The 12,941-nt window shown below is 63.3% G+C and carries 12 protein-coding genes and 1 riboswitch; of the genes, 5 read left to right on the forward strand and 7 right to left on the reverse strand.

What is annotated here, in order from left to right; translation table 11 throughout:
* Positions 1 to 16: 16 nt before the first annotated feature.
* Positions 17 to 481 (reverse strand): DUF2844 domain-containing protein, encoded by a 465-nt coding sequence (locus P0D96_RS10500; RefSeq protein ID WP_408180104.1) that lies wholly within the window; start codon positions 479 to 481, stop codon positions 17 to 19.
* 459 nt (positions 482 to 940) lie between these two features.
* On the opposite strand from P0D96_RS10500, the gene bamC reads away from it, so the two are divergent.
* On the forward strand, positions 941 to 2,173 hold the full coding sequence (gene bamC / locus P0D96_RS10505) for an NlpB/DapX family lipoprotein (RefSeq protein ID WP_408180105.1): 1,233 nt from the start codon (positions 941 to 943) through the stop codon (positions 2,171 to 2,173).
* 267 nt (positions 2,174 to 2,440) lie between these two features.
* Here bamC and P0D96_RS10510 read toward each other — a convergent pair whose 3' ends face one another.
* From P0D96_RS10510 to P0D96_RS10535, 6 genes are all read right to left on the reverse strand, one after another.
* Positions 2,441 to 3,367, reverse strand: coding sequence for a DMT family transporter (locus P0D96_RS10510; protein WP_408180106.1), 927 nt, complete (start codon positions 3,365 to 3,367; stop codon positions 2,441 to 2,443).
* Between the two features lie 406 nt (positions 3,368 to 3,773).
* Positions 3,774 to 5,372 (reverse strand): L-lactate permease, encoded by a 1,599-nt coding sequence (locus tag P0D96_RS10515; protein WP_132373760.1) that lies wholly within the window; start codon positions 5,370 to 5,372, stop codon positions 3,774 to 3,776.
* Positions 5,373 to 5,705: 333 nt separating this feature from the next.
* Positions 5,706 to 6,203, reverse strand: coding sequence for a hypothetical protein (locus tag P0D96_RS10520; protein ID WP_408313333.1), 498 nt, complete (start codon positions 6,201 to 6,203; stop codon positions 5,706 to 5,708).
* Between the two features lie 251 nt (positions 6,204 to 6,454).
* Positions 6,455 to 6,667 carry a YMGG-like glycine zipper-containing protein gene (locus tag P0D96_RS10525; protein ID WP_408180108.1) on the reverse strand — a complete coding sequence of 71 codons (213 nt, stop codon included), beginning with the start codon at positions 6,665 to 6,667 and terminating at the stop codon, positions 6,455 to 6,457.
* A 255-nt stretch (positions 6,668 to 6,922) separates the two neighbouring features.
* Positions 6,923 to 8,854: a phosphomethylpyrimidine synthase ThiC gene (gene thiC / locus P0D96_RS10530; RefSeq protein WP_132373762.1), complete on the reverse strand. Its 1,932-nt coding sequence runs from the start codon at positions 8,852 to 8,854 to the stop codon at positions 6,923 to 6,925.
* Between the two features lie 93 nt (positions 8,855 to 8,947).
* Positions 8,948 to 9,066, reverse strand: a riboswitch (TPP riboswitch).
* Between the two features lie 151 nt (positions 9,067 to 9,217).
* On the reverse strand, positions 9,218 to 9,628 hold the full coding sequence (locus P0D96_RS10535) for a GreA/GreB family elongation factor (RefSeq protein ID WP_132373763.1): 411 nt from the start codon (positions 9,626 to 9,628) through the stop codon (positions 9,218 to 9,220).
* Positions 9,629 to 10,063: 435 nt separating this feature from the next.
* On the opposite strand from P0D96_RS10535, the gene P0D96_RS10540 reads away from it, so the two are divergent.
* From P0D96_RS10540 to P0D96_RS10555, 4 genes are all read left to right on the forward strand, one after another.
* The gene (locus P0D96_RS10540) at positions 10,064 to 10,906 is read left to right on the forward strand and encodes a DUF1223 domain-containing protein (RefSeq protein WP_408290299.1); all 843 of its coding nucleotides are present in this window, start codon (positions 10,064 to 10,066) and stop codon (positions 10,904 to 10,906) included.
* 30 nt (positions 10,907 to 10,936) lie between these two features.
* Positions 10,937 to 11,575 carry a cytochrome b/b6 domain-containing protein gene (locus P0D96_RS10545; RefSeq protein WP_408180111.1) on the forward strand — a complete coding sequence of 213 codons (639 nt, stop codon included), beginning with the start codon at positions 10,937 to 10,939 and terminating at the stop codon, positions 11,573 to 11,575.
* 40 nt (positions 11,576 to 11,615) lie between these two features.
* Positions 11,616 to 12,407, forward strand: a complete 792-nt coding sequence (locus tag P0D96_RS10550) for a molybdopterin-dependent oxidoreductase (RefSeq protein ID WP_408313336.1) — start codon at positions 11,616 to 11,618, stop codon at positions 12,405 to 12,407.
* A 118-nt stretch (positions 12,408 to 12,525) separates the two neighbouring features.
* Complete coding sequence (locus P0D96_RS10555) at positions 12,526 to 12,771, forward strand: pentapeptide MXKDX repeat protein (RefSeq protein ID WP_408313338.1); 246 nt, start codon at positions 12,526 to 12,528, stop codon at positions 12,769 to 12,771.
* Positions 12,772 to 12,941: the final 170 nt, after the last annotated feature.

The following is a 12,941-nucleotide window of genomic DNA, read 5'->3' on the forward strand; positions in this document are numbered from 1 at the left end:
TGAGTGCTTGCGCACATCACAGAAAATCGTCAGCCGTGACGCCGGGCGGCAGCGCCGCGGGCAGCCATGCGCGGCCCACGTAGCCCCGCATCGGGCCGCCGGATTCCACGATCACGTCCGGCCGCGCCACGCGCGAGACATGCAGATTGCCGTCCGACGGCGCCGCAGCGGCGCCGGCGCGATACGAGGCGGCGTACTTGCCGAGCAGCGCGCGCAGGTCCGGCATGGTTGGGCCTTGCCACGCGTAGCCTATGATCTGGCCGGTGCTCGTCGCGTACTCGTTGATGGTCGTGTTGCCCGCGTCGGTCAGCGTGCGCATGCGCAGTGCCCCGTTCAACATGGCGCGCGGCGCGCTCGCGCTCGCATCCGCCTGAGCCGGCATGGCGCCGCCCAATTCGGCGTGCGCTTCGAGGCTCGTGCACAACGCGGCAACCGCGATCGCTGACGCAGCAAAATTCGGGGTAAGGGTACGCAAGGGCATGACGGTCGGTCCCGTGGTTGGAGCGCTCAAAGGCTCTTGAGTTGTCTATTTCAAGATATCACTCGGGTTTTCAGACCGTGACCTGAAGCGGCATTCAACAAATTTCGATATATCAAAATCGACGTGGCGAGGGCCCCGGAAAGTGCCGTCGAATCAATGATCTGACGATCACGTAGGGCGTATCTGACAGACCGTTGGGAAATGTGGGGGATTGTTAAATTTGCAGTGCGCCGTTCGTTTTCACGCGCGAAAATGCGGCTCTTGCAACTCATGGAAACGTTGACGGAAGGAGTCGCTTCGGTGTCCTTCTCGCGCGTCGATCCCGCGTCCTTTGCGCACGTCTCACGCTGCTCAATTCACGGGCAAACCCGGGTTTTTGCACATGACTCGCCGGGATCGGTAAAATGTTGGGTTGATCCACGGAAACTTGCCGTGGCGTAGCGGAAGGATTCCCCGAACATGACTGATCTTCGTCTTACCAAGCGGTTTGCAGTAATGCTGATGGCAGGCGGTCTGGTCGCCGGCTGCGGCACCTCGTCGCCGACCAAAGTCGACTACAAGAGCGACTCGAAATCGAAGCAAGTGTCACTTGCCGTACCGCCGAACATGATCGATGAGACGGCCGATCAGCGCTCGTTGCCCCCGCAGGGCGGCGAAACCTCGTTGTCCGCGCTCAAAGAGGTTCAGGCGCAAGCCCCGTCGGCCAATTCCGTGGTGGTGGCGCCGGCGGTCAACGGCATGCATATCCAGCGCGACGGCACGGAAAGCTGGCTCGTCATCGACAACAAGGCGCCCGAGCAGGCATGGCCGCAGATCCGCCGCTTCTGGCAGGAACAGGGCTTCCTGCTGGTGGTCGACCAGCGCGACAAGGGCGTGATGGAAACCGACTGGAACGAAACGCACGCGCAGATCAACGAAGGCCTGATCCGCAACACACTGTCCAAGGCCATGGGCAACAGCTACGTGACCTCGGAGCGTAACAAGTACCGCACGCGCCTGGAAGCGGCGCCGAACGGCGGTACGTACGTGTTCGTCAGCCAGAAGGGCATGCGCGAGGCGCTGACCGGCACGAACAACGATTCGAGCACGTGGGTGCCGAAGCCGAACGATCCGGGCCTCGAACAGGAATATCTGAAGCGGCTGATGGCGGCGCTGGCGTTGGCCGATTCGCGTTCGAAACCGGCTGACGCGCAAAACGCCGACCTGTCGGCCGGCGCGCAAACGGCGCCGAACGCGGCTACGGCGGGCGCCAAGTCGGCGGCGGCGGCCACGGCGGCGCAAAACGTCGCGCTGTCCGCCCAGCAACCCATGCCGGCTGGGGACGCGGCGAACGGCACCGACGCTCAGCTTTCGTCGACGGAACTCACGCTCGGCGAGCCGTACGACCGCGCATGGTTGCGCGTGGGCCTCGCGCTCGACCGCAGCAACTTCACCGTCGACGACCGCGATCTGACCCGCGGTCTGTATTTCGTGCGCTACGTCGATCCGAAGGACATGTCGTCGGCCGAACAGGGCTTCTGGAGCCAGGTTTTCCACGGCAAGAAGGAAAAAGTTGCCAAGCAGTACATGGTGAACGTGCGCGCGGTGACGCCGAACCAGACGCGCGTGGCTGTGGTCGACGACAAGGGCGCCATCGACCAGAGCCCGCAGGCCAAGCAGATCATGAGTTTGATGTCCGACCAGCTGCACTAAGGCTGCAGCAGCTGGAACGCTGTCTGAAAACCCGCCCGGCGATCACGCCGGGCGGGTTTTTTTGTGCCTTGGGTTTCACGCAGTGCGTGGCCGACAAGAGCGCGGTCAACCCGCGTGCACGTCTTTTTGCATGGTTTCCTGAATACCGGTCCGAACCGGAATTCGACGGGAGATGGCCATGCGTGATTCCTTACTGCGGCCGGCCTGGTGGCGGGAAAGAGGAGAGTCGGCGACGCGGGGCAAGCGTCGCGCGACATGAAGCGGGTTTCAGGTATCGGCGCGGCGGGTGCCGATCCACGGCAGACGCTTGATCACGCCGGTGGCGAGCGCGGTGCCGACCAGAATCACGCCGCAACCTTCCAGCATGCCGGGCGAGACGCTTTCGCCGAGGAACAGCGCGCCCCACAGAATGCCGAAGATCGGAATGACGAAGGTCACCGTAATCGCACGCGCCGGTCCGGCCACCGCGATCAGGTGGAAGAACAGCATATACGCGACGCCGGTACAGGCGACGCCGAGCGCGATCACCGCGCCCCATGCATGCAGCGAGATCGGCGCCGCCGGCCAGTAGATCACGGCGAGCGGCAGCAACACGATGGTGGCGCCGGTCATCGTGCCGGTGGCGACGGTCAGCGCATCGACGCCGGTCAGATGGCGCTTGGTGTAGTTGGCGGCGATGCCGTACAGCAGCGTGGCGCCGAGCGCCGCGCCGGCCGCGAGCGCGGTGGTGAGCGGGGTGGCCGGCGTGCCGTTCGGCGCGGCGATCTGATCCCACACCAGCATCAGCACGCCGAGAAAGCCGATCATCAGACCGAGCGTGCGCAGCGCGCTCAACCGGTCGCGCAGCCACAGAAAGCCGACCAGCGCGCCCCACAGCGGCGTGCTCGCATTGATCACGGACGTGACGCCGGCCGACAGCGTCAACTCGGCATAGGCGAACAGGCAGAACGGCGCCGCCGAATTCAGAATGCCGACCACCAGCAGCGGGAAGGCCCGGGTGCGCAGGATCGTCGCGGATTGGCGCAGCGGACGGCGCGCGATCAGCACGATCGCGAGAAACGCCGCGCCGATGCCGACGCGCAGCGCCATCAACGGCGCCACGCCGAAGTCGGTGACGCCGACGCGGATAAACAGGAATGAGGCGCCCCACAGGGCGGCGAGGATCAGCAACTGCAGCAGGTTTTTAGCATTCATCGAGGTGGCGCCGCGCGCGGTTGAGTCGAGACGCCTGCGCATCGTAGCAGCGCAATCATGCGAAACGTTTCAGGCTGGAATGAAACGGCAAGATATGGGAGAGGCAAGGCGTCTGGTAATTGTCCATCGTAAGCGCAGCGGCGCTCTGGGCAAAACGAGCAATTCTCACGCTGATGTGAGAAATATTGCGAACAAGGCGGTGGGATGGGACGAAGCGCTAGGGAAGGATAGGGGCTCGAGCGAAGAAGCGTGAGTTATTTTGCGGCAGCGCATCAGCCGCAAATGGTCGGGATGGTCATCCTCGCATCGTTGAAGCGGCGCGCGCTAGTGAGCGCGCGGCCGCCGGTTGACGAGAGTGCATCCTACCAGGCGGGTTGTGAGAGTTGAGCAACCCGCCCAACCCGCCTCAATGCGGAATCATCCACTGCAAGAAATTCTGCTGCAGCCACACCAGCACACCAAGCAGTACCGTTAACAGAATCGAATGCTTGAAGGTTTTGGCGAACACCACGCCTTCCTTGCCTTTGAGTTCGGTGGTCGCCACCCCGGTCGAGATGTTCTGCGGCGAGATCATCTTGCCCATCACACCGCCCGACGAGTTCGTCGCCGCCATCAGAATCGGGTTGAGATTCAACTGATTGGCCGCCACCACCTGCAGGTTGCCGAACAGCGCGTTGCCCGACGTGTCGCTGCCGGAGAGGAAGACCGCGACCCAGCCGAGGAACGCCGACACCAGCGGAAAGAACGGTCCCACCGACGCGACGCCCAGCCCGAGCGTGTACGTGAGCCCCGAGTAGTTCATCAGATACGCGAGCCCGACGATGGTCGCCACCGTCAGGATGGCGATGCGCGTCTGCACCCACGTGTCGGCGATGGCCGCGCCGAACTCGCGCGGGCTCAGTTTGACCACGAACGCCGTGATGAGCGCGGCGACCAGAATGGCGGTGCCGGTGGCGAGCGGCTGGAAGTCCCACACCGCGCCGTACGGCGTGTTGTACAGCGTGATGAACACGGCCTTGTCGAGGCCGGGCCACGGCACCTTGACGTCGCCGATCAGGAAGATCTTCGCCACGGTCCAGACGATCACCACCACCGATACGATGATCCACGGATACCAGCCCTGGCCGCCGCCGATCTTGCCGCGCACTTCGCCGACACGGTCGATGTTGATCGCGAACTTCGGATCCGCCGCGGGCTTCCAGACGCGCAGGAAGGCGATCGTCAGAATGAGCGAGACCATCGACGACAACACGTCGGTCAGGCTGTAGTTCACGTAGTTGGACGCGACGAACTGCGTCAGCGCGAAGCTCGCGCCCGACACCAGCAGCACCGGCCACACCCGCAGCATGTTGCGAAAGCCCGCATAGACGCTGATCACATAGAAGGGCAGCAGGAAGGCGAAGAACGGCAACTGGCGGCCGACCATCTTGGCGAGCGAATCGGCCGGCAAATGCGTGACCGCGCCGAGCACGGTGATCGGCACGCCGAGCGCGCCGAACGCGACCGGCGCGGTATTGAAGATCAGCGTGAAGGTGAGCGCTTCGAGCGTCGGAAAGCCGAGGAGAATCAGCAGCGAACTGGTGATGGCGACCGGCGTGCCGAAGCCGGAAATCCCTTCGAGCAGCGCGCCGAACGAAAACCCGATCACCACCAGCACTACGCGCCGGTCGTTCGGCAAGTTGTCGATCATCCACATGCGAAAGGCCGCGAAGCGGCCCGAGCGCTGCGAGATGTTGTAAAGCAGGATCGCGGTGAACACGATCCACATGACCGGCCAGCAGGCGAACACCGCGCCGGCGACCACCGAATCGACCGCGAGTCCCACTGGAAACTGCCAGACAAGGATCGCCACGATCAGGCCGACGATCAACCCCGCAAGCGACGCCTGCCATGCCGGCCGGCGCGCCCAGCCAAGCAGAAGCAGCACGACGATGATCGGTAACGCCGCGACTAGAAACGATGGCAATAGCGAATTGCCGACCGGAGTGAGTAGTTGGTGAAACATCACGTCTCCTTCGTTGTTGTTCGGACTCGACGCGGCACTACGCACTACGGGACGCGTCGATCTGGCATGACGGATGGGCGTCCGCGGCACGTGTGAGCGGCCGGGATCGCTTATTTAAACAGGTACTGCGTGCGGCCTACCAAGCATAGAACCCAGTCGGGCCGCGTCAAGAAGGGAAACTACGGGCGATGCGGATGGGCGCTGGGAGCGCGTCTTGCGCGGGTTGGGCGGCGCGGCACGCACTGCGCGATGCCGTGCAGGCACCGCACGGCCGGAATCTGCCGTGCGAGCGCATCGAGTGAAGATCAGGAACCTGGACTGCGCCGGCGGGCGTCAATGCCAATGGCCGTGACCGCCCCATCCACCGTGGCCGCAACAGTAGCCACCGAAGCCGAAGCCGATCGAGACCGATGGTCCATACCAGCCCGGATAGCCGTAATAAGCGGGATAGACCGGCGGCGGGTAGTAGGCGGGATAAGGCGGCGCCACATAAACGGGCGGGGCGGCGACCGCGTAAGTCGGAGGCGGGCCTTGCTGGCCCGTCTGCGCCTGTTGTTGCTGCTGCTGTTGTTGCAGTTGTTGCGCGCCGGAGGAATCGTCTTGCCCGACCGGTACCGCCTGCTGGGTACCGGCTGCGGGCACCGTGGCGTAGTATGGATAAGCGCCGCCCGGATAGTAACCGTACGGGTAATAGCAACCGGACAAGGTGAGTACACAGACCGCGCCACCGAGCGCAATGCCTGTTTGCGAAAGACGCGGGAGAGACCTGGAAAAGCGCAGCGGCAACCGCTGGCCGATCGCGCACACCGTGTTGATGAGGCGGGACTTCATGACGCGCTCCTGGTTGAATCGAACGCCGCCATTAGGGGCGTCACGGCACCAGCTTACGCCGTCGCCGCGCCCAGAGGATTGCAAAACCGTAACGGCTTATTTCACCTCATTGCAGCGCGCTTCGCGATCCGAAGCGAGGGCGCGTCACTAGTGTTATCCGAGAGCGGCTGCGCGAGTTATTCGTGCGCCGGGCGTCGCACAACTCACGCTTGCCTCATACATAAACATAGCGCGATGACCCGCCGTACCCCTTACTTGCCCACCTCGTGTCCGATGACCCCGCCCGCCGCCGCGCCACCAATCGTCGACAGCGCATTGCCGCCGATCGCCGCGCCTGCCGCGCCACCCAAGCCCGCGCCGATTGCCGTATCGCGCCCCTGACGGCTCATGCCTTCGCATGCGGAAAGGCTCACCACGACTGCCACGATGGCCGCAAACGTACCGATTTGACGTATCGATTTCATGATGTCGACTCCAGTAGTTATGGTTGGAAGTAAACCCGTCCTTGCATTTGATGTTATCGCCGCATCCCGTATCCGGATGTATGCGCTTGTCAGCGAACCGACGGTTTCGTAATCAAATGTTTCCCTCCGTCCAGCATGCGGCGTGCCCGGACGCCATAGACGCAAAAGCCCGCCAGTGGCGGGCTTCGATGCTGCGACGCAGTGGTCTGGCGGATCGAGTGGCGTAACAACGACGCTCGATCCGCGCCCCGAACCTTACTGCCGCTGATAAATCTCAGCGCCTTTCTTCATGAACTCGATCGACTTCACTTCCATGCCTTTCTTCAGCGCTTCGTCGTCGGTGACGCCTTGTTGCGCGGCGAACTCGCGCACGTCCTGGGTGATCTTCATCGAGCAGAAGTGCGGGCCGCACATCGAGCAGAAATGCGCGACCTTGGCCGAGTCCTTCGGCAGCGTTTCGTCGTGGAATTCGCGCGCCTTGTCCGGATCGAGACCGAGGTTGAACTGGTCTTCCCAACGGAATTCGAAGCGCGCCTTGGAGAGCGCGTTGTCACGCACCTGCGCGCCCGGATGGCCCTTCGCCAGATCGGCGGCGTGCGCGGCGAGCTTGTAGGTGATGATGCCGGTCTTGACGTCGTCCTTGTTCGGCAGCCCGAGGTGTTCCTTCGGCGTGACGTAGCAGAGCATGGCCGTGCCGAACCAGCCGATCATCGCCGCGCCGATGCCCGACGTGATGTGGTCGTAGCCCGGCGCGATGTCGGTCGTCAACGGTCCGAGCGTGTAGAACGGCGCTTCGTCGCACCATTCCAGCTGCAGGTCCATGTTCTCCTTGATGAGCTGCATCGGCACGTGGCCGGGGCCTTCGATCATGGTCTGCACGTCGTGCTTCCACGCGATCTGCGTGAGTTCGCCGAGCGTCTTCAATTCGCCGAGCTGCGCTTCGTCGTTGGCGTCGTAGATCGAGCCGGGACGCAGGCCGTCGCCGAGCGAGAAGGCCACGTCATAGGCCTTCATGATTTCGCAGATGTCTTCGAAGTGCTCGTACAGGAAGCTTTCCTTGTGGTGAGCGAGGCACCACTTCGCCATGATCGAGCCGCCGCGCGAGACGATGCCCGTCATGCGCCTGGCCGTGAGCGGCACGTATTGCAGACGCACGCCCGCGTGAATCGTGAAGTAGTCGACGCCTTGCTCGGCCTGTTCGATCAGCGTGTCGCGGAAGATTTCCCACGTCAGGTCTTCGGCCTTGCCGTTGACCTTTTCGAGCGCCTGATAGATCGGCACCGTGCCGATCGGCACCGGCGAATTGCGGATGATCCACTCGCGCGTTTCGTGGATGTGCTTGCCGGTCGACAGATCCATCACCGTGTCGCCGCCCCAGCGGATCGCCCACGTCATCTTGTCGACTTCCTCGCCGATCGAGGACGTCACCGCCGAGTTGCCGATGTTGGCATTCACCTTCACGAGGAAGTTGCGGCCGATGATCATCGGCTCGCTTTCCGGGTGATTGATGTTGTTCGGGATGATTGCGCGGCCGCGCGCCACTTCCTCGCGCACGAACTCCGGCGTGATCGCCGTGAGGCCGTTCGGACCGAACGCGCTTGCGCCGAATGCCTGGCCCGGATGTTGGCGGCCCATCATCGCCGCGAGCTTTTCGCCGTTCGGGCCACTCGTCTTGAGGCTCTCCAGATACTCGGCGCGGCGCTGGTTCTCGCGAATCGCGATGTATTCCATTTCCGGCGTGATGATGCCTTGACGCGCGTAGTGCATCTGCGACACGTTCTTGCCGGCGATCGCGCGGCGCGGCGTACGGTGCAGGCCTTGGAAGCGCAGATCGGCGGTGGCCGTGTCGGCGGCGCGTTCGCGACTGAAGTCGCTCGACAGACCCGTCAGCGCTTCGGTGTCGCCGCGTTCTTCGATCCAGGCCTGGCGCAGTGCGGGCAGACCGGCGCGGATGTCGATTTTGGCTTCCGGATCCGAGTAGGGGCCCGACGTATCGTAGACATAGACCGGCGGATTCTTTTCGCCACCGAAGCTGTCGGGCGTGTCGGCCTGCGAGATCTCGCGCATCGGCACGCGGATATCGGCGCGCGAGCCAGTCACGTAGACCTTGCGGGAATTCGGCAGCGGCGCGACAGCGGCTTCATCGACGTGGGCGTCGGCGGAAAGGAACTTCGGATTGGCGTTCATCTATATCTCCTATGCAAAGCTATGTGGGGCCGCTAAGCAGGAGACGAGACGGAAGTAGTCGGAATTCGCGAGAGATGAGGCGATAGAGCCAGGGTGCGAAATCCGTACGCTTCCCTGCGCTGGCATTATCCAGATCAGGTTCAAAGGGTATTTCTCACCCACGCAGCACGGACCTCCAACCTCCGTGCGACGCAGGACCCCCGCGTTAGCAGCGCACACGATACACCGGCCGCCCGCTGCTTGGCAACCCATCTTGAAAAGTCGGATGATGGATATAACAGCGGGCCGCCACGCACTTTTCTTGAATTGACGGGGCAGCCGGAGATGCTGCGGCAAAAATTTTGCGTTGCGCGCGAGCGTTGCTTACAGCGTGAAATCGTCGGCGGCTTCGGGTTGAAACAGGATCTTTTCCAGCTTCAGCACTTTCTCCGTGCCGCTTGGCGGCGTGAAGCGGATGCGCTCGCCGCGTTTGGCGCCGAGCAAGGCGAGGCCGGCGGGCGAGAACACATTCAGGCGGCCGTGCGAGAAGTCCGCATTGGGCGGATAAACCACGGTCCAGGTCATGTGCTCGCCGCTGGTTTCGTCGACCAGCGTGGCTTGCGAATTCATCGTGACGACGTTGGCCGGTATCTCGCGCGACTCGACGATCACGGCGCGTTCCAGCACGTCGTCGAGCATGTCTTGCAAACGCGTGTCCGCGCCGGGCGCGGCGGCGTGTTTCTCGAGACGGGCGACGTCGAGTTCGGTGAGGTAACAGGTTTTGGTCTTTTTCACGAGGGGTACTCCAATTCGATCTGCATTTGAGGGGACAGCGTGCGGATGAGATCGGCCCGGAGCCCGACAACGCGGCTCAGGCAATGGAGCGAGCAGCGTTAGATCGGGCGCCGGGCGGCGTGGAGCGGGAGCGTTCGGGACGGCTCACCGGCGCGACGCGGCATGAGTTCCGCGCGCGCGCAACCGGTTGCGCGACGGGGGCGCAAGCGGAAGAAGGCACGGGAAGTCGGAAAGCGCATCAAGGTAGCCGGCAGGTAGCGAAAGAGAGTGAAGAGGGCGCCCCCATCAATCTGAATGGGCGCGATCGAAAGCTCAATGTTAGCACGGGGTCGTGCGTCCCTCGACTCGGTCGAGTTTCAAGAAAAAAGTTGGCAACGGACTGTCATAACCGGCCGTGCGATTCGACAAACGTGCGGATCCTGATCGGAGCACGTCATGCAAACCGCCGCACCCCGCCGAGACTGTCGGCGCTTCACCCGAATCATCGCGCTCGGCCTCGCGCTGACCATGCTCGCGGCCAGCGGCCTCGCGACCGCGGCCGGCGCCATCTGCAGCGCGCATAGCCCGGCGCATCGCGTGGCGCTGGTCGAGCTGTACAGCAGCGAAGGCTGCAACAGCTGCCCACCCGCCGATAACTGGCTGAGCCAATGGAAGAACAGCGGCGCGGCGCAAAGCGTGGTGCCGTTGGCGCTGCATGTGGACTATTGGAACAGCCTCGGCTGGACTGACCGCTTCTCGCAACATCGCTTTACTGAACGTCAGCAAACGCTCACCGATCTTGCCGGCGGCCACACCATTTACACGCCGGAAATCTTTGTCTCCGGACGCGAATTGCGCAGCTGGTCGCAACGCGACAGTTTTCAGAGCCGCGTCGGCAAGGTCGTCGCCGAGCCGGCGCAAGCGAATGTCGCGCTGGAGCTCAAAGGGCAGGCGCCGGGCGCGTTCAATGTCGCGGCGCAATTCACCAGCAAGGCAGCGGACACAGCGGGCCAACTGGACGCCTACCTCGCCGTTTATGAAAACTCGCTGAGCTCGCAAGTGGGCGCCGGCGAAAACAGCGGCGCCACCTTGCATCACGAACGAGTCGTGCGGCAATGGATCGGCCCGGTGCCGCTGGTCGCGGGCAGCGCGCAGATCCGCCGCGATATCCGCATCCAGGACACCGCCGCGGATGCCAACGTCAACGCGCCCGCCGACCGGTTCGGTGTGGTCGCCTTCGTCGAAAACGCGGCGACCGGCGAGGTCCTGCAGGCGGCCGAACTGGCCGCGTGCCCTTGATCGCCGCCTCTGCGCACACAGGAGATTCTCATGGCAACTCATCATGCTCTTCGCGACAGCGCGCCACCGGCCAAGCCGGAAAGCAGTGCGATCCATCCGCTGTGGGTGCGTCTCACGCATTGGCTCAACGCGCTCGCGGCCATCGTAATGATGCTTTCGGGCTGGCGCATCTACGACGCCTCGCCGATCTTCCCCGCGTTCCGTTTTCCTACCGACATCACGCTCGGCGGCTGGCTCGGCGGCGCGCTGCAATGGCATTTCGCGGCGATGTGGCTGCTGGTCTTCAACGGCTTGCTGTATCTCGCGTTGAACCTCGCAAGCGGGCGCTTCGTGCGCAAGTTCCTGCCGGTGTCGCCGCGCGCCGTGCTGCACGATTTCATCGCCGCGTTGACCGGCAAGCTGTCGCACGCTGACCTACGCGTCTATAACGCGGTGCAGAGATTCGCCTACCTGTTCGTGGTCTGCGATCTGATCGTGCTGGTGCTCTCGGGTCTCGCGATCTGGAAGTCGGTGCAGTTTCCGCTGCTGCGTGAACTGATGGGCGGCTACGACAACGCGCGCATCGTCCATTTCTGCGCGATGTCACTGATGGCCGCGTTCATCGCCGTGCATCTGGTGATGGTGGCGCTCGTGCCGCGCTCGCTGCTCGCCATGTTGCGCGGACGCTGAGCCATCTATCCGCGTAAGCGAACGTTACGGATACCGAATCATGAACAAACCCGCTCGAAACCCCACTCGCTCCATTGGCCAGAAACTCGACCGCGAATCGATCCTGATCGACGCCCGCCGCGAACTCGCGATGCCGTCGCGGCGCCTGTTCGGCAAACGGCTTCTGACGCTCGGCGGCCTGTCGATGCTGACCGGCTGCTCGCTCACCGACGACGACTCGGTCAACAAGTTTCTCACCGCCGTCTCACGCCTGAACGACCGCGCGCAGGCCGCACTGTTCGATCCGAAGCAACTCGCGCCGACCTACACCGAAGCGCAGATCACGCGGCCGTTTCCGTTCAACGCGTTCTACGGCATCGACGACGTGCCCGAGGTGAACGGTGCCGATTACCGGCTGAAGATCAGCGGGCTCGTGACCGGCCAGCGCGTCTGGTCCTTGCCCGAGCTGTACGCGCTGCCGCACGCCGAGCAGATCACGCGGCATATCTGCGTGGAAGGGTGGAGCGCGATCGGCCGCTGGGGCGGCACGCCGTTCAGCGACTTTCTGCGGCGCATCGGCGCGGACACCAGCGCGAAGTACGTCGGCTTCAAATGCGCCGACGACTACTACGAAAGCATCGACATGCCGACCGCCCTGCATCCGCAGACGCTGCTCACGTTTTCGTACGACGGTGAGCGTCTGCCCGCGAAATACGGCTTCCCGATGAAGCTGCGCATGCCGACCAAGCTCGGCTACAAGAATCCGAAGCACATCGTCGAGATGTTCGTCACTAATACGTTCCCTGGCGGCTATTGGGTCGACCAGGGCTACAACTGGTTCGGAGGCTCCTGACGCGCGCGGGTCGGCGCCGCTGAAACGGCTGCGCGACCCCAGGCGGCAGAAGCTTCGGAAATACGCCGGCTAGTGCTCTGGCCGGTTCTGATTCATCCACAACACTCGGAGTCATCTCATGAAAAAGTTTGCAATCGCAGCACTCGCCGTCGCTCTCCTGACCAGCGGCGGCGCCGCATTCGCCCAGGCAAGCGGCGCCATGTCCAACGAGGCGATGTCGAAGGACACCATGTCGAAAGATTCCATGTCCAAAGACAGCATGTCGAAGGACGGCATGAAGAAGAACACGATGAAGCACGACAAGATGAAAAAGGGCGACGCGATGGGCATGAAGCACGAAGCGTCGGGCGCGATGGCCAACTGAGCCATCCTGATAATGCGAGCTGCATAGCTCGAACGCGCCGTTGGCCTGCGCGACAGAAAAGCCGGGGCACGTCCCCGGCTTTTTGTTGCAAGTACGCCAAAAAGTTACGATTCTTTCAAGCGACGCCGTGGGCGCTTACTGCATAATGCGATGCGCGCCGACCATTCGGC

This window comes from Paraburkholderia sp. RL17-347-BIC-D (genome assembly GCF_046027915.1).
Classification (GTDB): Bacteria; Pseudomonadota; Gammaproteobacteria; order Burkholderiales; family Burkholderiaceae; genus Paraburkholderia.